At 42.2% G+C, this 26,234-nt stretch carries 25 protein-coding genes; 17 read left to right on the top strand and 8 right to left on the bottom strand.

Annotation, left to right across the window (positions count from 1 at the left end; genetic code table 11):
- Entirely contained in the window at positions 1–369 is a 369-nt protein-coding gene (locus tag KDU71_RS07435) for a hypothetical protein (RefSeq protein ID WP_212189295.1), read from the top strand.
- 10 nt (positions 370–379) lie between these two features.
- Complete coding sequence (locus KDU71_RS07430; RefSeq protein ID WP_212189294.1) at positions 380–919, top strand: hypothetical protein; 540 nt, start codon at positions 380–382, stop codon at positions 917–919.
- Positions 920–992: 73 nt separating this feature from the next.
- On the opposite strand, the gene KDU71_RS07425 is transcribed toward KDU71_RS07430, so the two are convergent.
- Both KDU71_RS07425 and KDU71_RS07420 read right to left on the bottom strand, forming a co-directional pair.
- Entirely contained in the window at positions 993–1,358 is a 366-nt protein-coding gene (locus KDU71_RS07425) for a hypothetical protein (protein WP_212189293.1), read from the bottom strand.
- 5 nt (positions 1,359–1,363) lie between these two features.
- A complete protein-coding gene (locus KDU71_RS07420) occupies positions 1,364–2,029 on the bottom strand; it encodes a hypothetical protein (protein WP_212189292.1) in 666 nt (221 codons plus the stop codon).
- 303 nt (positions 2,030–2,332) lie between these two features.
- Between KDU71_RS07420 and KDU71_RS07415 the strand changes: the two genes are divergently transcribed.
- Genes KDU71_RS07415 through KDU71_RS07355 form a run of 13 tightly spaced genes read left to right on the top strand, consistent with a single transcriptional unit; the run spans position 2,333 to position 16,213 of the window.
- On the top strand, positions 2,333–2,938 hold the full coding sequence (locus KDU71_RS07415) for a hypothetical protein (RefSeq protein WP_212189291.1): 606 nt from the start codon (positions 2,333–2,335) through the stop codon (positions 2,936–2,938).
- A gap of 20 nt (positions 2,939–2,958) precedes the next feature.
- The gene (locus KDU71_RS07410) at positions 2,959–3,105 is read left to right on the top strand and encodes a hypothetical protein (RefSeq protein WP_212189290.1); all 147 of its coding nucleotides are present in this window, start codon (positions 2,959–2,961) and stop codon (positions 3,103–3,105) included.
- 30 nt (positions 3,106–3,135) lie between these two features.
- Positions 3,136–6,609: a tape measure protein gene (locus KDU71_RS07405; RefSeq protein ID WP_212189289.1), complete on the top strand. Its 3,474-nt coding sequence runs from the start codon at positions 3,136–3,138 to the stop codon at positions 6,607–6,609.
- 3 nt (positions 6,610–6,612) lie between these two features.
- A complete protein-coding gene (locus tag KDU71_RS07400) occupies positions 6,613–7,431 on the top strand; it encodes a hypothetical protein (RefSeq protein ID WP_212189288.1) in 819 nt (272 codons plus the stop codon).
- 11 nt (positions 7,432–7,442) lie between these two features.
- Positions 7,443–11,501 carry a phage tail protein gene (locus tag KDU71_RS07395; protein WP_212189287.1) on the top strand — a complete coding sequence of 1,353 codons (4,059 nt, stop codon included), beginning with the start codon at positions 7,443–7,445 and terminating at the stop codon, positions 11,499–11,501.
- A 52-nt stretch (positions 11,502–11,553) separates the two neighbouring features.
- Positions 11,554–11,733 (top strand): hypothetical protein, encoded by a 180-nt coding sequence (locus KDU71_RS07390; protein ID WP_212189286.1) that lies wholly within the window; start codon positions 11,554–11,556, stop codon positions 11,731–11,733.
- A gap of 33 nt (positions 11,734–11,766) precedes the next feature.
- Complete coding sequence (locus tag KDU71_RS07385; RefSeq protein ID WP_212189285.1) at positions 11,767–12,189, top strand: hypothetical protein; 423 nt, start codon at positions 11,767–11,769, stop codon at positions 12,187–12,189.
- Between the two features lie 2 nt (positions 12,190–12,191).
- Entirely contained in the window at positions 12,192–13,511 is a 1,320-nt protein-coding gene (locus KDU71_RS07380) for a phage upper tail fiber protein (protein WP_212189284.1), read from the top strand.
- A gap of 2 nt (positions 13,512–13,513) precedes the next feature.
- Positions 13,514–14,323, top strand: coding sequence for an NHL repeat-containing protein (locus KDU71_RS07375; RefSeq protein ID WP_212189283.1), 810 nt, complete (start codon positions 13,514–13,516; stop codon positions 14,321–14,323).
- Between the two features lie 31 nt (positions 14,324–14,354).
- Positions 14,355–14,786: a hypothetical protein gene (locus KDU71_RS07370; protein WP_212189282.1), complete on the top strand. Its 432-nt coding sequence runs from the start codon at positions 14,355–14,357 to the stop codon at positions 14,784–14,786.
- On the top strand, positions 14,770–15,207 hold the full coding sequence (locus KDU71_RS07365; protein WP_212189281.1) for a hypothetical protein: 438 nt from the start codon (positions 14,770–14,772) through the stop codon (positions 15,205–15,207). Before KDU71_RS07370 ends, KDU71_RS07365 begins: the two co-directional genes overlap by 17 nt.
- 11 nt (positions 15,208–15,218) lie before the next feature.
- The gene (locus KDU71_RS07360) at positions 15,219–15,767 is read left to right on the top strand and encodes a hypothetical protein (protein ID WP_212189280.1); all 549 of its coding nucleotides are present in this window, start codon (positions 15,219–15,221) and stop codon (positions 15,765–15,767) included.
- A 17-nt stretch (positions 15,768–15,784) separates the two neighbouring features.
- Positions 15,785–16,213 (top strand): holin family protein, encoded by a 429-nt coding sequence (locus KDU71_RS07355; protein ID WP_212189279.1) that lies wholly within the window; start codon positions 15,785–15,787, stop codon positions 16,211–16,213.
- Positions 16,214–16,456: 243 nt separating this feature from the next.
- Here the strand turns inward: KDU71_RS07355 and KDU71_RS07350 are convergent, their stop codons facing one another.
- A complete protein-coding gene (locus tag KDU71_RS07350; RefSeq protein WP_212189278.1) occupies positions 16,457–16,783 on the bottom strand; it encodes a hypothetical protein in 327 nt (108 codons plus the stop codon).
- Between the two features lie 190 nt (positions 16,784–16,973).
- Between KDU71_RS07350 and KDU71_RS07345 the strand changes: the two genes are divergently transcribed.
- Both KDU71_RS07345 and KDU71_RS07340 read left to right on the top strand, forming a co-directional pair.
- A complete protein-coding gene (locus tag KDU71_RS07345; protein ID WP_212189277.1) occupies positions 16,974–19,973 on the top strand; it encodes a TolB family protein in 3,000 nt (999 codons plus the stop codon).
- Between the two features lie 172 nt (positions 19,974–20,145).
- On the top strand, positions 20,146–21,432 hold the full coding sequence (locus KDU71_RS07340; protein ID WP_212189276.1) for a metallophosphoesterase: 1,287 nt from the start codon (positions 20,146–20,148) through the stop codon (positions 21,430–21,432).
- 123 nt (positions 21,433–21,555) lie between these two features.
- On the opposite strand, the gene KDU71_RS07335 is transcribed toward KDU71_RS07340, so the two are convergent.
- From KDU71_RS07335 to KDU71_RS07315, 5 genes are all read right to left on the bottom strand, one after another.
- Positions 21,556–21,972 carry a VOC family protein gene (locus KDU71_RS07335; RefSeq protein ID WP_212189275.1) on the bottom strand — a complete coding sequence of 139 codons (417 nt, stop codon included), beginning with the start codon at positions 21,970–21,972 and terminating at the stop codon, positions 21,556–21,558.
- 52 nt (positions 21,973–22,024) lie between these two features.
- On the bottom strand, positions 22,025–22,888 hold the full coding sequence (locus KDU71_RS07330; protein ID WP_212189274.1) for a patatin-like phospholipase family protein: 864 nt from the start codon (positions 22,886–22,888) through the stop codon (positions 22,025–22,027).
- Positions 22,889–22,893: 5 nt separating this feature from the next.
- A complete protein-coding gene (locus KDU71_RS07325) occupies positions 22,894–24,189 on the bottom strand; it encodes a hypothetical protein (RefSeq protein WP_212189273.1) in 1,296 nt (431 codons plus the stop codon).
- Between the two features lie 159 nt (positions 24,190–24,348).
- A complete protein-coding gene (locus KDU71_RS23000) occupies positions 24,349–25,044 on the bottom strand; it encodes a hypothetical protein (RefSeq protein WP_244828274.1) in 696 nt (231 codons plus the stop codon).
- A 6-nt stretch (positions 25,045–25,050) separates the two neighbouring features.
- Entirely contained in the window at positions 25,051–25,860 is an 810-nt protein-coding gene (locus KDU71_RS07315) for a metallophosphoesterase family protein (RefSeq protein WP_212189272.1), read from the bottom strand.
- Positions 25,861–26,234: the final 374 nt, after the last annotated feature.

Here is a 26,234-nt window from a genome sequence, read left to right as displayed (position 1 = left end):
ATGACAAGTGAACACGCTGTTGATATTGTTTACGATTGGATTAAATCGTGTGGTGAGAAGGGCTATAAAGACAAGGCTCCTATCAAGGATAAGCCTGATAAATACTTCGTAGTTAATGCTAAAGACAGCTTTGGACAATTTGTTAATCTTATTCCCTTAAACATCAACATCTATTTTAAAAAGAATAGCACCGGCATGATTGATCGCGACATGTATACGTTGCGCGAAGCTATTTTTCAACTGATTGAAAACGGTGAACAACCAGGCTATCTATTTGATATTGAAAAGTCATTTTCTGAACTCGATACTACGCATGATAAGGATTACGATATCCTTACCACGCGGTTTAACTTAGTGATAACAGCTTAATTATTATATTATGGCTAAAGTGAATTTTGCAAAGATTGCTTCTTTTAAAACCGGTGATGTCATGGCCAATGGAACCATGCAAACATCGCTTGCTGCGTTAGCCGGTATTAAAGAAGGCTCGGCCAGTTTGAACATTGGTGAGCCGGAAGTGACCGATATCAACATCGAGGAGTCTGACACTCCTTTTGCGTCATCAGAAGGTTCACGCGAAGTGGATCTGACGCTTGAGATTATCGGAGCGGAAGCGCAGCAATTGGCACCACTGATTGGTGGAACCTATACGGCTGCCAGTGCCGGTAATCGCGAAAAAATCACTATTGGTGCAGGCGTTGGCTCTGTATTGAAGGCAATTGAATTTGCTGGCAAAAATGCCGATGGTGAAGATGTGATTGTGTCATTGCCCAAAACGAAAATCTTATACTCTGTTCCTGGAACAATCACCAAGAATGATGTTCGAGGCTGGCAATTGAAGTGTAAAGTGCTTCAACCGGATGACGGAGCAGGAAACTTGACCGATTGGATGATTATCGAATCTGGTGCCGAAGGTTAAAGTGGGTTTGTTTTCTTCATAGATTAGGTTTGAGTTAGAAAAAAGGCTGTTTCACAACGAAACAGCCTTTTGTTTAATATGTTAGCGGACTTAACTTGGAATCAGCCTGAGGCATGAATCCTCCTCCTTTATTATGCCTCATCATTTCCGCCCTTCTTGCAACTATATTTCGTCTTACTAGAACAGAAATACCATAAGCCACAATCCTTCCGGCGTATACATTGTGCTTATACACGTTTCTTTGGTTACTTAGATCGCGATCTCTATCATAAACATATTGTTCCCATGAAGCATATTTACCCTTGAATACATGCTTTATGGCTGTCTCAGAATGCCTATTTACTCCTTTGATGAAGTTTTCCAGCATTGCAAAATCATTAATACCCGCTTCCAAATTGCGGATCCTTTGATTTATTCTTTTAATGCTTGATTTGCACATATCAATTATTTTTTAGAATCTTTCTGTTCTTCTGATAGTTTTAATTTCTCAGCTTCCAACTTCTTTTTATCCAGAGTCACCCTTCTCTTTTCCTGAGATAATTTCTTCTTCTCAGCTTTCAGCTTCTCCTTTTCAGCTTCCAACTTACTCTGCTCCTTTTCCAACTTCTCCTTTTCAGCATCCAACTTACTCTGCTCTTCTGAAACTAGGTCATTATTTGAGTTTTCTACGGAACAATCTTCACTTGGTTTCGATAAGTCATGAGGCATCGTCCCATATCGATCTCCTTCAGTGTATACTAGCTCCTCCAAAATTTCAATAGTTCCATCATATCTTCCTACCTTATCGTCAAGCTCTGTAATCCTGTTTTCAACCCTTTTAATGACAGATTTCGTAACAAATTCGTAAGCTAATCTTCTCACAGTACGATAGCCAGCAACACCAAGAATGGTTAATAAAAGTGTTCCAAACCCAATTATTATGCCAAATGAGTCTATCAAATGCCCGGTAGTCCCATTAATACTATCTATATAATCACGGTTTGATTCAAGCGTAAATTCATGAACATACAGATCTAATTTTAACTTCTCAATATCCTTTTTGAGAATACTAATTTCAATACTGTCATTATCAACAACAACACTGTTGGTGCTATTTTGTTGACAATACAAACCACTTTGTATACAACATATCGATACAACGACTAACAATAATATACGAACAAAACGATGATTTTGTCTAGGGTTTTGTGTCAAAATTAGCTGATTTGGTTCAAAATATTGACGATTTTATGCAAAACATGGATAAACTTACAACTTCCATTGATTACCATAAATCGTTAGGTTATTGGATTTAGTTTGTCAAATTTGCAAAAAAAAACAATACAAAACACCAATTCACACCAAATTAATCCATTAACAACCACTCCCCCTCACGATTCACCTTAAAAATCCTTCTATTTTTACTCAAAACCAATGAAAGAAAAGGAACTCGATAAGCTCATTAACCCCGAGTTTATTGCCAAGCTAATAGCCGAACAAACCGATGCTGTCACAGAAAAACCACTCATATTCAAAGCTGGTGACGTTAATGGTTTTGTTATTGATGATGACTCAATGATTCCCGAAGGAAAAGCCGTCAACGAAATAGCGATCCGGCCATTAAAAGTTATCACTGTAATGCACCTCACCCCGCTTTGTTTAAGCATTCCAAAGAGCGATTTAGATAAGATCATTGCCAATAAGAAGTTTAACCTCAATACTAAAACAATTGAGTTACTGCATAAGCATGCTGATACGCTGCTTGAGGTTATCTGTATTGGTCTCCATAACCGTAAAGATGATTATCCGGCATGGTTCAAAGATTTTTTGAAGGCTAACTTCACCTGGGAAGATCTGCATGTGTTTTTAAATGCGATACTCTTCCGGATGAACCATAAGTCTTTTCTCAACTCTATCATCCTCACAAAGAAGATGAGCCCGATGGACGACAAGGGGATAATAGCCTGTCGAAAGAATCTGCAAAGCCATTTAATATCCACCAAATCATCTTCTATGCCATCAAAGCCATCCCAAGCTTAAAACCTGATGATGTATTGAATATGACCTGGCAAAACCTCAATGCCCTATTTGAAGAAAACTATTGGTTGGTCCAGGAGCAGAAAAAAGCCTATAAAAAGGATGAGGATAAAACCGAATCCTCAAGTTTTAGTGCCCTTGCACAAATACCAGGAGTTAAGATGAAATAAGCCATTGCTTCTATTTTATGGCAAAATGCTATGCCATTAAATAACCGCGAAGGAGCACTGTATTTTGCTACCGGAATAGATACACGAGGGTTGGCTTCGGGTGCTCGACGTTCAGAGCAGATTATACAAGGAATCAGCCAAACAGCCGTAAGAGAAGGAGAAGAAATGAATAAGGTGTTTCGTCGCCTTGGTGCTGCCATGGCCGGTTATTTCACGCTTACTTCTTCCAAGCAATTTATCAGTGATATCGTTCGGGTTCGTGGTGAATTCCAGCAGTTAGACATTGCTTTTCAAACCATGTTGGGCAACAAGGAACAGGCTGACCGCTTAATGGCCCAGGTGGTTGACTTTGCCACTCGTACGCCTTTTCAATTGACCGAAGTAGCCACCGGCACAAAGCAATTATTGGCCGTTGGTGTGGAAGCTGAAAAAGCACTGCCAACATTAAAAGCGCTTGGTGACGTGGCTGCAGGGTTATCGGTGCCCCTAGAGAGATTAATCATCAACTTTGGACAAGTTCGTACTCAAACTACGTTGACATCTCGCGAATTACGTGACTTTAATATGGCCGGTGTTCCTCTCGTGGCTGAACTATCTAAAAACCTTGGGCAATCAGAAAAGGCTATTAAAGAGATGGTATCGGCCGGTGAAATTGGCTTTGCAGATGTGGAGGCGGCTTTCATATCTATGAGTGAAGAAGGCGGTCGATTTGCCAACCTGATGGATAAGCAGATGGGTTCAGTTACCGGTCAGGTGAGCTTGTTTCAAGATGCCTGGAACCGGATGTTGAATAGTATTGGTAAGGCCAACGAAGGTACAATATTCAAAACAATCAAATCCTTAACTAATGCCGTTGAGAATTACGAAGAGATAATTGATGTTTTAAAAGTTATTGTTGCTACTTACGGCACCTATAAAACGGCCCTAATATCCGTTGCTGTGGCTCAAAAGGCAGTTAATGCCGCTCAGAATGCTAAAGCTTGGTTACAATTGGCTTCGGGTATTCGTTCAGCTAAAGATGCACAGATTGCATTTAACCTGGCATCCAAATCCAATCCTTATGGCCTTATTGCTGCCGGCATCGCTGCCATTGTTGCAACTTTGTTGATTTTTAACCGAGAAGGTAAAAAGGCTGCATCTGTATCGGCTGAGTTCAAGGAAAATCTTGCTAAAGAACGCGATTCAATCCAGAAGGATTTTAGTGTACTGGATAAGGTAACAAAAGGAACGGTTGCTCATAAGCTGGCTATCTCCAAATTAAATGATAAGTACAGTGAATATCTGCCGAATCTGCTTACAGAAAAAGAGGCCCTTGAAGATGTAAAAGCAGCTCAGGAAGCTGTTATTGAAGCGCGTGCGAAGTCGTTAATCCAAGAATATAGTGATGATAATATTATCGCAGCTCAGGACAAGGTTAAAAAACTCAATCAGGAATACAAAGAGGCCCTTGGTGATATATTTAATCGTGCAGATATCGAAGGAGAGCTTGAAGGGGTTTTGATAGCTCGCTTTGATAAGGTTATCGAAGGAATACAGGAAGGCAGAATCAGTGGAATAGCTACAACGGCTGACCTTTTTAAGAAGATCTTCAAAGATGAAGGTTTCCAGCCTCGTATTGACATCAAGGAAGGCGAATTTATGACCTTAGCAAATTACTCACTTGATATTGCAGAGGCGAAAAACGAAGAAGCTGATGCAACTAAACGAGCCGAAGATGCGCTGGTTGGTTACCTGAAAGCCTTAGGTATCCTAAAGAAAGAAAGTACGAATGATGAAGGGGAAAATGATTCAGCGGTTCAATTCGATGCCAAGAAATACAGTGACGATTTAAAGGCTAAATACGATGAGTATGCCAAGTATGAGAATGCTAAATTCCAACTTGGGAAGAAGTTTGCAGATAAGCAGTTTGCCACACTACTGAGTCAAGGAGCGTCTTATGAAGAATACCTAAACAGGCAACTTCAACTATTTTCTAATAACGAAGAAGCGAAAATTGGTATTGCACAAGCAGCAAATAAAGCCGGTATTAGTTTACTGCTTCGTGAGGACATGAAGAAGCTGGCTCCCACTACTAAAGTTGATGTTTCCAAAGAATTTGAGATTGACACCAAGACGCTCAAATCAATGGATAAGCTTATTCATAAATGGGAATGGCTGGCTAAAGTGATGAACACAGCCTTCAAAGAAGAAAAGCAGGTTGAATTTGGGCATAAACTTGCTGATTCAGGAGCATTACTGCAAGAAATGGCACAGACAGCAGGGCACTTCGATGAGAATTTGTCTCGTGCATTAGGCACCATGGGCAACCTGGCTGCCAGCATTGGAACCGCTGTTGCTAATTGGGGTGAAAATCCATTGATGGCAGGAGCCGGTATAGTTGGCGCTGTTGGTAGTTTAGTTAGCCTGTTTGATAACTCAGCCAAGAAGCAGCAAATAGCCGCTGATAAGGCACAGGCCTTACTGGATATCATTCAGCTACAAAACCTTGAATTAGAACGTCAATTGCGTTTGATGGGAGAGTTAACAGGAACAGAACGAACGGAATCTGAAACCGAAACCCTTAACATCATACAGGAGCAGATTGATGAGCTCAACCAACTGGCGAAGGATGCCGATATAAAATTCAAAAAAGGTGATTTGTCAGCTAAGTTTGATTTGGCTGATGATGTTGAAAGTCTGGAATGGATACTTTCGCACCTTGATGAAATTAATAATCCATTTTATGGATCAAATTTCACAAGTATTGGTTTATCAGAGACGCTTAAAGACCTTTTAGGAAAAGGTTTCAAAATCGAAAACCTTGATCAACTGCAGGAGTTCATTGATAAGTATTACGAGCTGATTGAGCAACGCAATAAGCTGTTTGAAGAGTTCACGCAGACCAATGAAAATGCCATTGCTGATTCCATTATCGAAGGCTTCCGGACTGGCAAAACAGCCATGGAGGATTTTACAGGCACCTTCGAAGACTTGATGAAAGAAGCCTTGCTGGAAAGCTTCAAAAAGCAATTCGTTCTGCAAGCGGTTAAAGACTTTTACACTGCTTTTGGTGAAGCCGTTAATCCGGAAGATGGAGAAGGGCTGACGGCTGATGAAATCAAAGCATTGAAAGAGATGTGGGATAACTCCACCTCTCAGCTAAAAGAGCAGTTCGAAGCCTTTGACCAGATGACCAAAGAGATATTTGGCACCAGCATTTTTGGTGAAGGTGGTTCTGAAAGTTCAGGTCTGGCCGGTGCCATCAAGCGCGAACTGACCGAAGAAACAGGCAGTATGTTGGCAGGTCTGTTCAACATCATGAGTGTTGATGTCAGGGCTTTGCTTACCTCCTACCAGACTAATGCAGCTACTCAGGCCAATATGATGATGCAGACCATCACTATACTCAACGAGATTGAGGAGAACACAGGCCGCACGGCTGACAACACAGACCGTCTTGAGAAGATTGAAACTATCCTCTCTGATATACGTGACGGTAATACATCAACCACAGGTAAACGATAAGCTATGGCCCTTTATAATTTTAATACGACTAATCCGGTAACAATTGGAGCTATCCCCTCTCCTGCTTCAGTTGGCGAACTGGCCCTTACCGGCCTGTTTGATTTCCCGAAACGCATCGGTGAAACCGAATACGATTGGGGCGATGGTTACGAAGCATTAGTTGAGGCCGACGATATCGAATTGGCCGATCGCGAAGTGTCCTTTCGTGTGTTCATCCAAGGCGCTAATGCAGCCGATTTAGCTAGTAAGATTGAAGCCTTCAAAAACACGTGTCTCGCTTCTACTACTCTCACAAGCTCCTTTGGTATATCGCTTGAAATAAGGCTGAATAAAGGCATAACTTTTACAGAGGACATAAGACACCACTCAGCCATTGGATTAGCAAAATTTACCGTCACCAATGGATTATTGCCAGGTGTTTTAGGCGCGGCTTCCGGTGGCAATGGTTTCCTGATTGACAACTACAACTTCGTGGCTGATTTTGGCATCTATGTTCAGAAACGTAAGGACAATAAAAGCATCTCATCGGTGATTGACCTTGACACCACAGAGAAGTATATCAGTGACATCAATAACCGTCAGCCTCGAAACATCCAGCTCAACTGCTTGATGCAGGCCAGCAACCTAGATGTACTTACACAGCGCATGGGAAGGCTTCATCAACTATTGGCATTAGAAGGCTTACGAACGCTGACTTTTCCTGATGGCAGCACCCATCAAGTGTATTGCAAAGATGGGCTTAAAGTGACTAAGGTTTACACGATGGGTGGTCAGTCTATTGCTCAGTTCTATTTTAAGCTAAGGGAACCCACCCCTGCTTAAAGTAGATGCGCATGGACTTGATAGTTAGACAACCCGATGGCTCCGAAAGGACCACTATTGTTATTGATGAAAAGACTGTTCTGGAAAAAGGCCTGATGGGCGACGATGTGATCACCTGCCCGATTATCGTAAGTGATATCACTGGCCCTAACAGCATACAGGTTGATGACTACATCGTTTTTCAGGGCAATAACTACTATCTGAATCGTCCGCCTGAATACAGCAAGCTAAAGACCAATAAGCACAAGTACACTTTCTTCTTTGAGGGCGAAATCTATAAGCTGCTTGATAAGATGTTCATCCATCCAACAACCGGATTGGGTGATTTTTACATTGTGGAAAATGCCGAAGGTTTGGTTGACCTGTTGCTTCAGAATATCAATCAGTCGCAAAGCACCGGTTGGACGAAAGGCACAGTTTGGAGCACTGACCGCAAAAATATCTACTTTGAAGGCGATACCTGCCGAAATGTGCTGAATAAAATAGCCAACAACTTCGGGCTCGAATTTTATTTGGTGGGCAAGCAAATCAACTTCGTAGAGAAGTTTGAGACGCCAACCATATTGAGCTTTCAAGTGGGCCGTACTACTGGACTGTATGAGCTGAAACGCCAAAACGTTGATAAGAACAACACCATCACCCGGGCGTATTTGTATGGCTCAACCAAGAATATCACAGCCGACTATCGCAACGGCTCCAAGCGTCTGATAATTGGCAACCGATACATTGAGAACACCACGCACTTCAACCGTATTGTTGAGCGCAATGTCATCTTTGACGAGGTGTATCCACGATTCAACGGAGCCATCGAAAGCACAGAGGCTGTGAATGGCACCATTAAGAAATTCGTGTGTTCGGCCATCGATTTTGATATCGAAGCCCAGCAAATGAATGCCACCCCCCCCAAGGTGGTCTTTCTGACTGGCGACCTATCGGGTAAGGAATTTACTTTTAGTTGGGATAATGCAGCCAAAGCAATTACCCTTGAAGAGATTGATGAGGACGGTAATGTCACTTATCCAAATGCTGATTTCTACCCTCGCGTTGGTGATGAGTTTACGCTTGTCGATATCATCATGCCGCAATCATACATTGATGCAGCAGAAGCGGAACTATTAGCCAAAGGCACAACATGGCTCAACCGCTATTCACAACTTCGGGTTAAGTATGAGCTGAACCTTAATCCTCGTTATCTGCGTGATAATAATGTCAACCTAAATATTGGGGATGTGGTTCGGGCCATGGACACCCCTGCAGGCATTGACCAGCAAATCCGTATTGTCAAGCTCAAAATTGTTGTTGAGAACCCTTATGATGTGGTGGCTGAGATTGCCAACGTGTTAGAAGAGACCTGGGAACAGGAGCTTGAAAACCGCATCCAGCAATCGGTTGATCAGATAACCATCAGCAGTCAGTCAACTGGTGTGGGTGACAGCGCTACACGTGATTGGGTGGGTTTGAATTTTGCCAGATTAGTCGGTGATAACGTGTTCTTTGGTGACATGCACATCAATGGCAATATCTACCAGAACGGTGAGTTTTACGAAACGCATGTGGAGCACATCTACTCGGCTAATGACCTGATTAATGTGCGTGATGGTGCTGCTACTGCTTTGGGTGCCAATGAATATGCCGGATTAAAAATGTTGTTGGCCGATGGCACTCATAACCTAATGCTCGTTGGTGATAGTGCCGGTGTGGCTCGTGTGGGCTGGGAAAATGGCGTATTGCAGGCCATTGCTACGAGGGAAAATAGCCCTCTTGATGGCGGTGTAGCTGTTTGGAGTAGTACAGACAATTGGTTCAGGGCCACTAAGAACCTAAATATTGACATGCTGATTGCGCTTGAGGTATGGACCGATGAACTAGAAGTACATAATGACGCACGATTTAATGGGAATACCTACTTGATGGCTTTAAATGAGTTAACAGGCCAGCTTCATTCTCCCACTGAAAGAACTATTGTTAATGATATCACGGCAGGTAACATCTCTATTGGCAATCAGTTTGACGGTGTTGGGCTGACACATAATCAGATATTTGGCGTTGGCGAGAGTGTATTCATTGGAGGGCTTCATCAAACACCTGTTTATTTAGGCACTGATAACTCAGACTTCATCACGCTTGATCCAATAGCTAGAGAAGTGTTCGTCAACAAGCAAGCAACAATGGGTCAGCTCATCAAAGGGCGTGGCTTGTTTAGGAGTGGTTTTACAGGTGAAAACTGGCAGATACACAAAGATGAAGATGGCAATGCTTACGCTGAATTTGACTACCTCACCATCCGCAAATCCTTCAACGTCTATGAATTGGTTGCCAACCAGATTCGCGGCACAAATGGTGCTATATGGGTGAGCGATACCGCCAAGGTGTCTGGTGTGATGAATGGTGGCTCCTACTGGCGTTTGTCATTCGATACGGAAGATGGCTCTAATCCTGTTCCTTTTACGGCCAAAGATATCATCAGGTGTCAGGTATTCACCGGCACAAGAATGAAGTATTACAGTGCGGTGGTGACGAGTATTGGTGCTGATTATATCAATATCTCAAGCTCAAATTTTGAAGGTATTGATGATCCGGAACCTGGCGATGTTGTCGTGAGAGTTGGTAATATCGATCCAAACTCCAACAGACAAGGTGCAATTTACCTGACTTCATCCGACACTCATGCACCGTATATCGAGGTGATTGACGAAGTAGATAGCTTTAATTTTGCCAACAAAGGAAAGGTCCGCATAGGCGCGTTAGACGGTATCACAGACCCACTGTTCGGGCAGCTTGAGGGTTATGGTCTATGGTCTGAGAATGTGTATTTAAGAGGAAAGATTGAGGCAACTGAAGGTGAAATTGGAGGTTGGACGATTACCAACATGCACATTACATCTCCGACTAATTATATTACGCTAAATTCTGCTTACGAATACTTACGCATAGGGAGGACCGATCCATTTGTGATTATGGGCGATGTAAACGATACCTCTCCTAAATATCCAAATGCAGGTCACGGTGTTTATTTCGGTAATTTCTTTGATGACAAAGTGTATTTCTTTATGTCGGAAACCTACAAAGTAATTGCAGGCTGGAATTTTGATGATACGGCACTTTGGTCAGGCAATAATCGGATAACACTGCGTTCAAGCGATACCAGCGCGGCTATTTACGTCACTTCATCTGAGACTTCAAACGCCTATGTAAGCATGTATTACAATAGCAGTTCTTGGGGGTTGCAAGGACGCACGTTAGAAGGTGCCTTATTTCAGTTGGGAAGTTCTAACTTTATTGCCGGATGGACTTTTGATAAACAATCATTGTGGTCTGGTCAATTCTTTGGTGTTGGAGCAGGTCTTGAGCTGGACGGTACTAATCGTTTCTTCTCAGCTCACCTTGATGCACTTAATTATGTGCAGATGTACTACACTGATGGCAATAATTGGGGGCTGAAAGGATATAATGCAGGGGAAGAAGTGTTTAGTCTTGGAAATGTCAACTCAATGGGTGGCTTCTCATTTGATAAAGATAAGCTCTACAAACAAATTGGCACAGACGGCTATTTTGAAGTGAATAGTTCAGGCCGTTTCTTTGTTGGTGCCGAGGCGATCGGTTTTGACTGGACTGACTTATCAGGCCTTGAAATCAATGTTACCAGTGCCGAAGAATGGAAGCTTGAAGCATGGCATCAATCCAGCAAACTGTTTGGCATCAATAAATATGGTCTATTCGCTGATAAGGCGATTATCTACGCCAAAGGCATTGTTCGTAAGGTAGCTGAATACACATCCACAGATAACTTTGTCAGCAGCTTCGCAGGCGGCATAATCTACATCAACCGACAAGGCAATACGCAATCAACGATTTGTTCGATTGTCTTTAACCAAACAGATATCGATGAAGGCGCTGAAGTAATTGTTCACATTACGAATGGTGGAACAACGACTATACAGGCGTATAACTATCAGAATGAGAATAGCCCGATACACATCAGAACTGTTGCTGCAGGGAACCTTGTGCGCGTGAAGATTATCAAGACAGGTATTAATCAATACATCTCATGGGAAGAATACAGGGGTTAATTCTATTTTATTCTGAATCAATAATTATTTCTAATTCATTAATCTAAAAGTTATGAGTGGACAAGCACAAATGCCTCAGCCTCCAAAAGAGTTTATTATCCAAGCGGAAGACGTTGGACGATTACTCGAAATCTGCGACCTGCAGGTTCCAACAGGACCAGGCACGAAAATCAAGCAAATATTGATGTATAAGATTAAGCCTTACGAGGCTCCAACGGCACCCAAGAAGTAGCATGGTGATTAAATAGTGTGATTTAAAGGTTAGATGAGCTCACTTGAAAAGGTGGGCTTTTCTATTTTAAAGAAATATGCTGTCATGACGAATCCTTTATATCCTGGAGCAAGTGCCCCCTTCACCATCAAAGCCAAGAGACTAGAAGATGGCTCCATCACTGCAGTCACCAACATGAAAAGTATTGAGGCTATTTGCATCCATAAGCACACAGGCACAGAAATTAAGAAGTTCTTCTACGATCCGACAGGTGAAACAAAGGAAGGATATGTCAATTTTCATGTGCCGGTTGATAAGATGAGTATCACCGCCACGATGAGTGAAGCTGAGACGGATGCACTCGAAGAAGGCACCTACGACATGATGGTGGTGCTTCGATACTACGATGCTCGATTTGAAGGAGGTGTACGCACTGCTAAATACAAGGCGCTTTGGTTCACCATTAAAAAGAAGTAAGCATGAGCACACTAGCCCAATTAGTTGAGGATAATTTGAAGTATGAGCTGGTCTTTGAGAATGACAGCTTAGAACTGTTCATGCCTGTTGCTGTGCGTGGTGATGAATACGACTTAGAGAGCTACATCGATGAGAAGGGTGACTACTGCATCGAGGTGGAGTTTAATGATAAGATGCTCATTGAAGAAGTGGAATGGGCTAATGTCAAGTACAAACCAAGTGAGTACAATCCGGCAGCACACAGTCACCTTGCCGATACCTGGCTGTTGAATCTGATGCAAGGCTATTCACCAAGCAATCACAGTCATGCTACCGAGCAGTGGTTGATTAACATGTTTGATGGCTATGCTTTACGAAGCTACGTCGATACGAAGTTTTCGCAGGTCGTCAATGGTGCACCACTTGCTCTTGATAACCTTCAAGAGATAGCGGCTGCAATTGATAATGATCCCAACTTCTCAGATACAATACTTGGTTTTATTGCTGAAAAAGCAGATGCAAGTGATGTACTGACACCAGTTCCGGTCGGTGCCATCTTTACCGATACCCAATTGACCAATCAGCAGGTTGTTGACGCGGTGAATGCTATTCTTGGTTATTCTGGTTGGCAAAGTCCACCATTAACAAATGCGGAAGTTAAAGCTGCATATGAAGCTAACAGCAACACCAACGCCTTCACTGATGCTGAAAAAAGCAAACTGGCAGGTTTAGAGGGGCCGAAGTGGAAAGGTTCATTTACAACGCTTGCAGCATTAGAGGCAGCGCACCCTACAGGGGAAGCCGGATGGGAAGCGGATGTGGATGGAGGTGTAGGCTCTGATGTGGTACGCTATATTTGGGATGATACGGATGCAAAGTGGGTTGAACAGTTGGGTATAAGTACGGCCGAAACAGCAGCCAGTATCAAAAGTAAGTACGAGAGTAATCCCGACACCAATGCTTTTACTGACGCTTTATTGTCAAAGTTAAACGAGGCATATGGATGGGGCAACCATGCAAGTCTTTATGCGGCTTTAAATCACACACACGACTATTCGACGGTATTTGCAGCCATTGACCATTTGCACACAAATGTTTATGAACCTGTTATCACAACCAAAAACAGCGCTTTCAACCTTAACCTAGGCACAAGTGCTGGCACCGTCTGTGAAGGTAATGACAGCCGGTTAAGTGATGCTAGAACACCTGTAGCCCACAATCAAACCTTGTCTACTATTACGGATGCTGGAAGTATTGCCGGAAAGAATTTTTGGAGTGGAACTCAAGCACAGTATGACGCACTCACACCTGACAGCAACACCATCTACTTTATAACTGAATAGTCATGCCTCTAAAGATTGGAAATACAGCGGTGATAATGCCCTCTAATATTGCTAAGGTAATGCTGGGTGGTAGTCAGGTTTATGCCAAGGCAAGTGCATTTCTTGGCACCATCACCTATGATGACTATAATATTTCCACAACCAGTCAGGACCACTATTTGAGAGGTCTGGCCGCTTACAATGGAAAGCTATACATGGTTGGTGAGGTCAATGAGCATATTTATCGCTATTCAATTGCTGCCAATGGAGATTTGACCTATGACAATTATTCCTTTGATGTCTCGACCTTAGATCATCGCGTTAGAGGTTTGGCCGCTTATAATGGAAAGCTATACTTCTGCGGACTCGACACCGACAAGGCTTTTCGGTTTACAATTGCTGCCAATGGAGATTTGACCTATGACGATTATTCCATAACAATAACCGACGGTAATAGCTCACCTACTGAGCTAGCGGCCTACAATGGGAAGCTATATGTCTGCGGTAGCTCAACACCAGAAAATATCTACCGTTATTCCATCGATGCCAATGGAGATTTGACGTATGACAGTGGCTATTCCTTTGATATCTCAGCCTTAGAAGGTACGCCAAGGGGCTTGACCGCCTACAACGGCAAATTGTTCATGTGTGGTACTGATGCGGATAGGATTGACCGCTATTCAATTGCTGCCAATGGAAATTTGAGCGATGACAGTGATCCTTACGATACCAGCACACTTGACCTCGGAGCACTCGGATTAGCAGCTATCAACGGCAAGCTATACATGTCTGGCGACCAATATAACAAGATATACCGTTTCACCCTCTCATAATTACGTTAGGTTCTATTTTAAACAAAAAGCTATGTATTTGTCCACCCTTTCATTAGGAGCCCTCAATGTTGCCCAGGTGCAGCCATCCAGCTCCCCTGACACGCTTACAACAGCCATCATTGTCATCCTGTGTATTGTCTTGCTTTTAGCCATTGTCGTTATTGGCTTTTTCGGTATCAAAGCCGGTAAGTTCATCGGCATTCAGTTTGAGAAATTCAGCAAGCAATTGGAGAAGAGCAATGAGTCATTTGAGCAGTTCAGAACAGAGCAGAAAAAGACTAACGACACGATGAATGAGTTTATGAAGGATTCCAAGTTGGTAAATGAAAGGCTGCAAGATAAAGTGTTTAAGCAGGATTCAAAGATTGGTGAGAATAAAAGGCGAATTGATGAGAATAAAAGGCGATTAGACAGACATGAGAAAGTAATCCTAAAACACCACCCCGATGCTCAGTTGGATTAATAGCCTTGAAAAGTTTGGTGTGCCGGTTGGATTGGTTCGGGCTCTGTTCTTCATCATGACTGGTGCATTAATCACGATTCCATCCATGAAGGTGTGGAGTACGTTTACCGGTCTGGATGCAAGAGATGACAAGTTCGACCATAGTATCCAACAACTAGATTCAACCATGACGAAGATATCCGACAATCAGGATATCATCTTGCTATTTATGCTTGAAGCAAGCAAATCGCAAGAGTTCACAACCAATAGCATGGTTGAAATGATGCAGGAACTTGGACGAGAAAAGCCCGATGCTTTACGTGTGATTATCGAAAAGAAAAAGGCCGTTGATCAATACCAGAAGGACCACCTCCCTCACTATAAGAAGCGCGTGTTCATACAGAGTGAACACAGGATTGTAAGTGAAGAAATAACCGATTAAAAGATAGTGTGATGAAGTATGAAGGAACAATTATTTTACGGCATGGCTCACGCATAAACCTGCAGGACTGGCAGCATATGTATGGCCTTGAAGTTGGGTCAAACAAAGTAGGCAATTTCTTCCGGATTGGTGAGAAGAACCTACAAGGGAAAGTGGTGATCAAGAACGGCTTTGTTATATCGGAGCTTGTCATCCTCATGAATGATATGATTCGTGAGTTGCGAGGTAAGCCGACAATCATCAATAGCTTTGATAGAACAGAGGAAGAACAGGATGATTTAAGGGCGCGTGGTTACAGAGCGGCCACAACTAGTCCTCACGTTGCAAAGATGGCGTCTGACGTTGATGAAAAAAATCCAACAGAAGTAATCATCCTTGCTAAGGCCATTGCACACGCGGCAAGAAGGCTTCGGATAAAAGTCAGAATTGGCTATCAGAAATACTTAAAGGATGGCAGCACTTTCGTTCATTATGATGTGTGCCCCGAATATTATGCACCTGGCAAGCCGTTCCACAATGAGCCTCATCCTCAAGTGTGGGAAGTGGAAGCACGATGGTAAAACTTAAACTTTGAGATATGATTTTAAACGAGGTTGTTGGTATTGGGAGTAAGATAATTGACAAGTTATTCCCTGATAAATCAGAAAGAGACAAAGCAAAAGTGGCTCTTTTGGAAATGGAAAAAGAAGGCGAATTAAGAGAGCTTGAAACGCGTATGTCAGCAATCATTGCTGAAGCAAAAAGTCAAGACAAGTGGACAAGCCGAGCACGTCCTTCGTTTATGTATGTGTTTTATATGTTACTGTTGTTTTCAATACCAATGGGTATATTGGCTGCATTTCAACCGGAAATTGCAAGGTCAATTAGCGCCGGCATTAAGGCTTATTTAGAAGCATTACCCTCTGAATTATGGTATCTATTCGGAACCGGTTATTTAGGTTATTCCATAGTAAGAACAAAAGAAAAGAAGAGCTTAACCGATATGAAGGATATTTTTAAACGGTAACTCTATTTTAAAACGACTTACATCGCCTCGTCCTGAGGCTCGATTCATGGTTATTGGTTTATTTCCGAGGGGTGGTTCCCTCGGATTTTTTTATATTTGTATTTGCACAAATACGAACAAATATTCACGAATTTCACATGAAAGTGTGAAAATAATGTGCAACAACCAACATCCAACCCCTCTCAAGGCAATTAAAAACAGCGACTTAAATAAGCCGCTGTAACCGTCCATGAAAAGTTAACCTCAACTAAGTCTGCAATGCTTTGCATACCACGAAACCGGATGCTCGGCACCTGCAATTAGTTCTTGTAAAATCTTCTTGTCATCCCACTGGCTTTCAAAGCTACAGGATTGATCCAATGCTTTTGTTAATAACAACCATTCCTCAACCATTGGCTGATCAAGCTGCCCTTCAAACTCCTTCATTATTTTCAGGCAGCAAGTGTCAATCATGTGAATTTTGGGTTCTTCCCGTTGCAAAGAACTGCGCGTTGTGTACAAATGCTCATCAATACGAATAAATTCATCTTCGTCTAACATAGCGGTGAATGTGAAACTGACTTGTGACATGGTAAACCTCCTTTTAGTTTAGGTACAAGCAAATTACGACATCAATGCAATGAAGTAAAGGCAGATAGGATTAATTAAAGCAATTTATCTTCATTCTAAATAGATAAAATTGTCGTTAATTAAAGATTGATATTCAATATAGAAAAGCCCTACAGATTTTCTTCTTACTTTTATACACAAAGAATCTAACATGCGTCATATATTTTCATTCCTTATACTCTTACTTTTTGCCACTAATATCAAAGCCCAGTATTATAGTTCGGGGGCTGACCCGGCCAATGTCAAATGGCGACAGCTGCGCTCCGAATCATTCAGAGTTGTTTACCCAGAGGAGTTTGAGCAAGAAGCCAAGCGCTTTATTGCCATCATGGACTCGCTATATACCTACGGTGGTTATACTTTAGATCATACACCCAAACCAATTGATGTGCTGATTCACTCGCGTTCGGCCTACTCCAATGGCTTCGTATCCTGGGCCCCCAAACGCATCGAAATTTACTCAACCCCTCATCAGGATATGATTGCCCAGGACTGGCTGACTCAACTGGCAATTCATGAATTCAGGCACGTGGTGCAAATCGATAAACTGAACAAAGGCTTTACCAAGGCTTTGACCATCCCCTTTGGCCAGCAAGCCATTGGTGCAGTACTTGGCTTATATGCGCCGCTATGGTTTTTAGAAGGTGATGCAACGCTTACTGAAACTACCCTTTCGCAATCGGGCCGGGGGCGTCGTCCTTCATTCGAGCAGGAGTTGCGAGCGCAGTTGCTTGAGAAAGAGATATACCATTACGACAAAGCTTATTTTGGTTCCTATAAAAACTATGTGCCCAATCACTACAACATGGGCTATCTGTTAACAGCCGGTGCACGCCATAAGTACGGTGCCGATGTATGGGAACGGGCATTGGATGAAGCCGGACGCAAAAGCTGGTCGGTAACGCCATTTAATCGGGGGATCAAATCAGTGACTGGCAAACACAAAGTCCCCCTTTACGATGAAGTATTTAGTGATTGGCAATACAATTGGCAGCAGCAGTTTGATAGCATTAACTACTCACCAGTTCGGTATATTAGCAAAAGGGATACGCGCTACAAAAACTACCGCTACCCCACTCCCATTGGCAGTATGCACTTGCTGGCCGAAATCAATGGACCCGGCGAGTTAAATCACTTTGCCAAAATTAATATTGAAACAGGCGAAGAGGAGAAACTGCTGATAACAGGCAACCGGGAAAGGGAACCATTCTCGTATGCCAATGGCGTCCTGGCCTGGACCGAGCTGGAGCAGCATCCACGGTGGAACAATCAGTATTTTACCGTCATTCGCACCCTGGATTTAAGCACCAATAAACAAACCAAAATCACCTCTCAATCGCGCTACAAGGCACCAGCATTATCACCCGATGCCAGCATCATTGCCGTGGTTCATACTTCGTATAGCAATGAATACAGCCTTCATCTGCTAGAAACAAAAACTGGCAATATTATTAGGGAAATTAAGATTCCGGATAATGCCTATCCCCTAACACCAGACTGGAATGAGACTGGCGATCAACTGGTGATGGCCATGATTAATCCATCCGGTAAGAAGCTAACCATACTATCGCTCGAAAATGAGCAATGGACCGACATCACCCAACCTGCTTATACTGAGATAAGGTTTCCTAAATGGAAAGGCCAGCACATCTATTTCAGTGGCTCATATAATGGCATTGAAAACATCTACCGTATTGGAATCAATGGCGAAAACCTCGAAAAACTCACTGAATCGAAATTTGGTGCTGCCTATGCAACTATGGATAGTGATAATAACATCTACTTCCAGGATTATACATCGGATGGTTACCTGATTGCTTCGGCACCACTCAAGCAACTGCAGCCAAGCAGCGAAATAGCTCAACAACTACCGGTTGAACCCTATATCAATAAGTTGCAGAAGGATGAGAAGGGCATGCCGCAGCTCGACTCGCTTAACACAAATGAATATGCATCTAAGAAATACTCTAAATGGAACCTATTTAATTTCCACAGCTGGGCACCATTATATATGAATGTGAATGATGCTGAACTATCAACAGGTGCCAGCATCCTGTCACAAAACCTGTTGGGAACCACTTTAACCTCCTTTGGCTACAATGCCGATAAGCTGTTTTCACGAGAGAAATTCAGGTTTAACCTCTCTTACCAGGAATGGTGGCCGGTGTTTGAGCTCGATATCCGGCTGGGTAATGAAGCCATTGAAGGGATGTATCTCAATGATATTGAATACTACATCAATAGCTTTGATGCCAAACCCAATCATTCCCTTATTGACTTGGAGATGAAGCTGCCCCTTAACTTCACAAGAGGTAAATACCTAAGACGTGTTGAACCATCGCTTGGAATGTCGTACCAATATTCGGCTGATTTTAATTACACGCGCTACTACCTGGAATTGGATGATAATGGCGAACCTGTGATAGAAGACGGCAAATATGTGGTTGATTATACCGAACAACGCAACTACTTAGGCATTGATATTAAATCGGTTGATTACAGCCTGTTTGCCTATAACCTATTACGGACAACTCAACGTGATGTGGCTACCCGCTGGGGGCAAGTTATTGAGTTAAATTATAGACATACACCAATGGATGGTTGGAACTACGGAAGTATTTTAGGTTTGCATACACGCTTATATTTTCCGGGTATAGGACGTCACCATGCCATCCGCATCGACAATGGGTGGCAAAAGAAAACAAAAGGTGATACCAACGGGCAAATGGGCAATTATAATAGCTATCGGCTGTACAGCGACTACCTCAACTTCCCCCGTGGCGTAGACCGATTCTACAACGATGAGCTCTACTCTTTCAAGGGCGATTATATGATGCCGGTGCTCAACCCCGATTTTAATATACCAGGGGTACTATACCTGAAGCGTATCACCACCAACCTGTTTTATGACTATGCACAAGCTACACAACACTTACAGTTGACTGAAACCAACCAATGGATAACACAGACTGCATCTGTCAGCTCTTTTGGAACCGAGATACGGGGCGAGTTACATCCCTTCCGTTTTGTGTTTCCTATCACTGTAGGCTACCGTTATGCCCGCCTACCCGACACAAGTAATAACCATCACGAATTTCTATTATCCATGGGCTTGTCGGGATTAGTGGTAGGTAAGCAAGCTAACAGGTGAAAATAACAACACACAGTCACTTACTACAGAGCTATTTACAAGCTAATAAAGCCTATAAAAAAACTTAAAATTTGTTTATAAACAGTTGATATATCAAACCTTTAATATATTCTTGCGTAACAAAACACCGGGACCAGGAGAATTAATCTGATTAGTAACGAATAGTTGACAGATGAGATACAGTTTGGAAGCGTATGTGGGGTTTATCATTTTTACTGTTCTAATAGACTTTTTACTTCATCGTTTGGTACACAAAGATGACGAGAAACAGATTGGTCATTTTGCATTTCCATTAGGCACATTCTGGTTTTACAGTGTGCCAACCGTTTTCATATTATCATTCTCAGGCATCTTTGCTACAATCAAAACGGTTGATAGCCCGCAACTGTATGTAACTTTCCAATGGTTGCTGGTGGCCTATCTATCCATCTATCTGCCTAAACTTTTTTACTACCTGGGCTATAAGCTTACACATAGCGCCATCAGGGTAAAAAGTAAATTCTCCAGCGATGGTAAGATCAAGAAGATGAATGACGGACGTTATCCCACTATATCACGTAAGAAATTCTTAAGCCAGGTGGGAATTTTTATGGCTTCAGCCCCCTTCATATCTCTTATGTTTGGAGTCATGAAAGGACGCTTCGCTTTTAACAAACGCTATACAAAACTATCATTCCCCAACCTGCCTGAAGCATTTGACGGATTAAAGATTGTACAGATATCGGACTTGCACTTAGGTAGTTTGAATGCCAACTATAAAGAGATGGAGGAAGCCGTGCGCTTAATCAATGATGAGCATCCCGATTTGGTATGTTTCACTGGCGACCTGGTCAATAATTTTTACGAAGAAACCATTGGTTGGGAGAAGGTATTTTCGAAGCTACAAGCCCGTATAGGTAAATTCTCGATACTGGGTAACCACGATTATGGCGACTATTCTAAGTGGCCGTCACCACAGGATAAAACAGACAACCTGAATAAGATTAAAGGCTCGCATATGCGCTTGGGCTTCAACCTGCTCAATAACCAATCGCAAGTACTCGAAAGCAATGGCGATAAAATAGTCATTACCGGTGTTGAAAACTGGGGCCACCCACCGTTTCCGCAATATGGCGATTTAAAGAAAGCCTCGAAAGGTGTGGAGGATATTCCGTTTAAGCTGCTACTTTCACACGACCCGGACCATTGGGATGCCGAAGTAAAAAAAGACTACGATTACGACCTGACACTGGCTGGCCACACGCACGGTATGCAGTTCGGCATTGAGTTTAAAAATTTTCAGTGGAGCCCGGCTAAATACAAATTCCGCCGTTGGGCCGGTTTATATAACGAAGGCAGTCAATATCTCTATGTCAATCGCGGATTAGGCTATCTGGGAATGCCTGCACGTGTTGGTATGCCACCAGAGATTACCATTATTGAGCTCACCCGCGGTCCTTTAGGCACCGAGCCAATGTAATTCTTTTGTGGAGTTGCCAGATAGTTTGAAAGTTGAAGAGTGGAAGAAAGGAAATTGACAGCTATCCTTGATTATCAAATTAACACGCCAACTCGAAACTCAACACAGGCAACTCGAAACCCTTTACGATGTTTCCCCTTCATTCGTCTGCGTAAACACCTCATCAACAGGCTCCCATAATTCAATTTTATTATTCTCCGGATCAAGAATATGCACAAACTTGCCATAATCGTAGGTCTCAATCTCATCGCAAATCGTCACGCCAACTTGCTTTAGCTCTTCCACCAAAGCTTCAATGTTTTCCACTCTGAAATTGACCATAAAAGGCTTAACTGAAGGTTCAAAGTAGTTGGTGTCCTCCTCCATGGGACTCCATTGCAAATAAGCTTTCTTATCTGGATTATCCACTTCCCTGAATTCGAATAGTGAACCATATTCGTTGGTGGCTAAGCCCAGATTTTGGCTATACCATGCCCGCATTTCTGCCGGACTTTTACATTTGAAAAAAATGCCCCCAACTCCTGTTACCTTCTTACTCATAGCTCAATATTTAAAGATTGAGTAAAAAGATAGTGAGAAAACCCCTTAAAGTCTAACACTTAAGCCATTGTTGCAGGGCATCAAACTGCTCAAGCATATATTCATACCCTACCTGATAGAGTGCATCCAGCTTTTTCGGGTTATTTTCTATGCGTGACACGGGCATTGGCTCCTGTGGTCGGATGATAAACACACGGCCTTCTTTCTCAAGCAGCGCCAGCTCATCAAGGGTGTGGTTATACCGCTCAGCTCTTGATAAGATAGCCTTTACAAGATTTGGATACTTTCGATAAGCCATTCTCATCAACCACTGCCCCTTTGGCGCATGCTTACGATAATCAGTATCGCGGGTGAGCACCACTACGGCACGTTCATTGCCATCGTTAAGAGCCCGTGCAATAGGGATGGAATCAGCCAACCCGCCATCCATATATGATTGCCCATTAAGCCGGGCTATCTTTGACACAAAAGGCAGACTCGATGAGGCAGTAATAGCAGCCAACAGCTGCTGACGATTCATTCTTTTTGTCGATAAATACTCTGCTTTGCCACTCAATACGTTAGTAACGCCCACCATAAACTCGGTGGATGTATTAAAAAAGGTAGTGTAATCAAAAGGCACCAATCTGTTCGGCACCTCACCATACACAAAATCCCAATCAAACAGGTTGCCCTTTTTGAGTAGATTACCCCAACTCATGTAGCGAGGATCGGCCGTATATTTAAGATTCACCTCCTTATTACGCCCAAATTGCTTGGACACATAAGAAATACCATAGGCGGCCCCAGCTGATACACCAATTACATACGGAAATTCAAGTCGCTTCGTCAATAAGGCATCCAGCACACCGGAGGTATACATGCCCCTGAATCCGCCACCTTCTAGCACCAATGCCGTTTTACTTAGATTAGTCATTTACATTAGTACCTGAGGCCTTTTATTACAGGACGTGATATAGGGCCGGTCATCTCCAATACAATAGCATCACCATTACGTGGCAATGATTGCATGGTCATTAGTTCAAAAGTGGCAATCCCATTCTGGATGCCAGGAGCCAGATTACTTACAACCAGCGTTGCTGATTCAATTTGCGATGCACCTGGTGCTTGAGACGAAATGTGCACTTTTGCGTTGAGATCAATATCCATGAACGTTGACTGCAGTTCAGAATCGGTAATAGTGAGCCAATCTTCAGCTAATTCGGAGCTAAAAGCTAGCTTTGACACGATAATTTTATCCATTTTCAAACCCAGCAAGGCTGTTTGAGCTTCGAGCTGTGCCCGTTTTTCTCCAGCATATTCCAACGTTAGGTTTTCGAGCAAGATGTTGCTTTTCTGCGATTCAACCGACGGTACATTATCCTTGTATAAGACAAGCGCATTGGTTTCAACAGTTAACTTATCTAATGTGAATTTACCAGTTGTCTCGGCATTTCCCCAAGTCAGTCCTTTTTCGTTAAGCGATAACTTAAACGATGTCTCCGCCTTTTCAGCCTTTGCTCCACTTAAACCTTCTCCCGTATAAGTAATCAGACCACTTGACTGACAATCAAGCACATCAGAATTGAGTTGAAACTTAATTAGCTCCACATGTGATTTTTGGGGATGTAGTTGACAATCAATAATCAGCTGTTCAAATTGGTTAATATTAGCGCTTTGTTCTTTACTGAAGCCCAGTGCATCCATCCATGGCGTTTGTGCCAGTTTAACACCTTTGGCCTGAATACGTAATCGTTGCTTTTCGGTAGGGAAGATCGTTTGAATAGCTTCAATATCTGCCCTATTTAAGTCACCGTCAAAATCAATCAGCAAATTATCAATAAGCAGCTCCCCATCAGCTTCTGCAATATAAAGCTGAAGTTCTTCCACCTTCAGCTTTAGCGATTTCAGTTCATCTATTTCCTTGCTATTGAGCAACCTGATGGCTTCTTTATATGGCATATCCAGAACAACCGATTGACCGGCTGCCAATTGGTGCCCTTCAACAGTACTCACTTGCAAACCTTTCAATTGAAGTTTCGATAGAAGCGGATTCACATGCACTTTTTCAATCTCTAAGACTATATCCTTTTTTAGTGCCTTTACCCTGGTTTCAAGTCGCTCTTCTATTTTTTTTGCCAGGATACTCCCATAAATCCAATTTCCTGCTAAGATACCAAGCACAAGCAGGGCAAAAACTAATATAAACTTCCGGTTCATAAGTTGATCGTTAAGCATTAGAAAGATTTAAAAATAGAAAAAAGCCGCTGCATTCAATAAGATATGGGTATGGATTTGGTAATATGTCTTATTTTTTAACCATGATTAACTTTTGGCCAACAGATTAAGCAATGAAACAAACCGATCAACCTATTATAAATGGTTGAAAATCTCAACTTAGTTAATATAGACCGTTACCCCCAACGCCAGGGACAACGCCATGTGAGGCTTCACATACTTGGTTCGTATAGCTTCCAGCAAATAAGCATCAAAGGCCGATAGTTCGGCATACACGCCCACACCCTCAAATGGGTTAATGTACTTTAATTTGAAGTATAACTCACCTCCCACAAATGGAGCAAAGTGCACCTTGTTCTGAAAATAGTATTCATCTGGGTAATAATCAGGTAAAGAACGAAAGGTATTATTGGTATTACCCCAAGTAATTGATAAACCGCCATATGGATTAAAATAATTAAGGAGCGGTTCCCTGGTAAAGTAAAAACTGTTTTTGACCGAAATACTTAACACACGGTTTTTACTCCCTCCAAAATCCTCACTCAGATAGCCTACAAATAACACAGGCTGATAGGTTGGTGTAACTTCATAACCAAAGCCTGCCGACATAAAACCAATGCTACCTGCATATTGTAGTTTGTATTGAGATGGCACATACCACTTGCGACCATTCTTAACACTTATCTCATCATCAGTTGGTTTTACGATGTATGTCTCAACAGTTGAGGTTGTATCGACTTCTCCCTGTCTTAATACCTTATTAAGTTGCTCTTGCGATTCAGCAAAAAAAGCATGGAGCAACAACATACCAATCAGCATTGTACGATCTGCAACGTCTTTCAAGAAAGTTCCCATATCTCTTTAATAATATAAGCGTTCCACCATCACATCTTCAGCTTGGATATCAAGAATGATTAACTCCTGCTTATCGGGAGATGGTACCGTCATATAATTCACCTCGCCATAGGGCTGTTTCCACTTATAGTGATGATCATGCCCATGCACCGACAACGAGATGTGGTTTTCTTCAAGAATATAATTGTAATACAACTCATTCCCCATTGAAAACTGGTCGTCCCAGGGAGCAATATGAGCAAATGGAATAACATGCTTATATCGCCCATCGTTGTTTAGAGCATTGTTAAACCATGTAAAATCAGGGTCGGCTATATGCTTCTCCCAGATGATATCATCAAAAATAACAAACTTAACATCACGGTATTCAAAATAAAAGTTGGAATCCCCAAACATGTCGGTGTAGATACTATAACCATTACCCAAACAATCATGATTGCCGATAATGGTTATAACAGGCACATTCAGCTTATTCATAATATCGCTGTACCATTCAAACTCGCGGCTGTTGGCACTCAGGGTGACATCTCCCAGGTGGATCACAAAATCGATATCGGCCAAGGAATTGATAAACTTCACCTGCTTCTCAAATTCATCGTAGTAGGTATGCGTATCGGCAATCAACGCCACTTTAAATGGTTCAAACTCCTCATTAGCAGCGGGCAGTAATGCGTTGTAATTACTTATGTTCTGATTCTTCCACTTTTTAGGAACAATGTTCTGATATGGGCTGTACTCTATCACCTCTTCGCATGAGGAAGTTATTAAACTAACCAGAATAGCGGTAAAGAATACAAAAGGTCTTGACGTTTTCATTAATTTTTAGCTAGGGCATTCTTAATTGATGACTATCGAAACAAAACTAAGGCCTTGAAAAGGGTTTCAGAATTAAAATAGTATGAGCTTCAGTTTTTACAGGATGAAACGAATGTGCTAGGGATTGAAGTTTTTGGATAAATACTGCCTGCATAGTTGTCTTAGTTATATTTTCGAATTTGAACGACAAATATATTGTTTTATTTATATATTTTCATATGTGTATTGTTATATATTTTAGTTATATGACAGCTCCTCGATTATATGGTAAAAGGCAATAAAAAGAGGGTGTCCAAAAAACGGATGCCCTCTTTTGTATTCATAATCAATAGATTATTGCCTTGATTATTTGGTTAGATGCTTGATGTTTAGTA

This window comes from Carboxylicivirga sediminis (assembly GCF_018156225.1).
Classification (GTDB): domain Bacteria; phylum Bacteroidota; class Bacteroidia; order Bacteroidales; family Marinilabiliaceae; genus Carboxylicivirga; species Carboxylicivirga sediminis.
The sequence above is the reverse complement of the archived record's forward strand: the minus strand, read 5'-3'. Positions and strand labels throughout refer to the sequence as shown.

Bases quoted from the DNA above. Each gene is read 5' to 3' on its own strand.
- KDU71_RS07405 (WP_212189289.1), top strand. From the start codon at position 3,136: ATGCCATTAAATAACCGCGAAGGAGCACTGTATTTTGCTACCGGAATA.
- KDU71_RS07425 (WP_212189293.1), bottom strand. From the start codon at position 1,358: ATGTGCAAATCAAGCATTAAAAGAATAAATCAAAGGATCCGCAATTTG.
- KDU71_RS07315 (WP_212189272.1), bottom strand. From the start codon at position 25,860: ATGAAAACGTCAAGACCTTTTGTATTCTTTACCGCTATTCTGGTTAGT.
- KDU71_RS07370 (WP_212189282.1), top strand. From the start codon at position 14,355: ATGTATTTGTCCACCCTTTCATTAGGAGCCCTCAATGTTGCCCAGGTG.
- KDU71_RS07350 (WP_212189278.1), bottom strand. From the start codon at position 16,783: ATGTCACAAGTCAGTTTCACATTCACCGCTATGTTAGACGAAGATGAA.
- KDU71_RS07360 (WP_212189280.1), top strand. From the start codon at position 15,219: ATGAAGTATGAAGGAACAATTATTTTACGGCATGGCTCACGCATAAAC.
- KDU71_RS07415 (WP_212189291.1), top strand. From the start codon at position 2,333: ATGAAAGAAAAGGAACTCGATAAGCTCATTAACCCCGAGTTTATTGCC.
- KDU71_RS07325 (WP_212189273.1), bottom strand. From the start codon at position 24,189: ATGCTTAACGATCAACTTATGAACCGGAAGTTTATATTAGTTTTTGCC.
- KDU71_RS07365 (WP_212189281.1), top strand. From the start codon at position 14,770: ATGCTCAGTTGGATTAATAGCCTTGAAAAGTTTGGTGTGCCGGTTGGA.
- KDU71_RS07435 (WP_212189295.1), top strand. From the start codon at position 1: ATGACAAGTGAACACGCTGTTGATATTGTTTACGATTGGATTAAATCG.
- KDU71_RS07355 (WP_212189279.1), top strand. From the start codon at position 15,785: ATGATTTTAAACGAGGTTGTTGGTATTGGGAGTAAGATAATTGACAAG.
- KDU71_RS07385 (WP_212189285.1), top strand. From the start codon at position 11,767: ATGAGCTCACTTGAAAAGGTGGGCTTTTCTATTTTAAAGAAATATGCT.
- KDU71_RS07335 (WP_212189275.1), bottom strand. From the start codon at position 21,972: ATGAGTAAGAAGGTAACAGGAGTTGGGGGCATTTTTTTCAAATGTAAA.
- KDU71_RS07340 (WP_212189276.1), top strand. From the start codon at position 20,146: ATGAGATACAGTTTGGAAGCGTATGTGGGGTTTATCATTTTTACTGTT.
- KDU71_RS07390 (WP_212189286.1), top strand. From the start codon at position 11,554: ATGAGTGGACAAGCACAAATGCCTCAGCCTCCAAAAGAGTTTATTATC.
- KDU71_RS07375 (WP_212189283.1), top strand. From the start codon at position 13,514: ATGCCTCTAAAGATTGGAAATACAGCGGTGATAATGCCCTCTAATATT.
- KDU71_RS07410 (WP_212189290.1), top strand. From the start codon at position 2,959: ATGACCTGGCAAAACCTCAATGCCCTATTTGAAGAAAACTATTGGTTG.
- KDU71_RS07395 (WP_212189287.1), top strand. From the start codon at position 7,443: ATGGACTTGATAGTTAGACAACCCGATGGCTCCGAAAGGACCACTATT.
- KDU71_RS07330 (WP_212189274.1), bottom strand. From the start codon at position 22,888: ATGACTAATCTAAGTAAAACGGCATTGGTGCTAGAAGGTGGCGGATTC.
- KDU71_RS07380 (WP_212189284.1), top strand. From the start codon at position 12,192: ATGAGCACACTAGCCCAATTAGTTGAGGATAATTTGAAGTATGAGCTG.
- KDU71_RS07430 (WP_212189294.1), top strand. From the start codon at position 380: ATGGCTAAAGTGAATTTTGCAAAGATTGCTTCTTTTAAAACCGGTGAT.
- KDU71_RS23000 (WP_244828274.1), bottom strand. From the start codon at position 25,044: ATGGGAACTTTCTTGAAAGACGTTGCAGATCGTACAATGCTGATTGGT.
- KDU71_RS07345 (WP_212189277.1), top strand. From the start codon at position 16,974: ATGCGTCATATATTTTCATTCCTTATACTCTTACTTTTTGCCACTAAT.
- KDU71_RS07400 (WP_212189288.1), top strand. From the start codon at position 6,613: ATGGCCCTTTATAATTTTAATACGACTAATCCGGTAACAATTGGAGCT.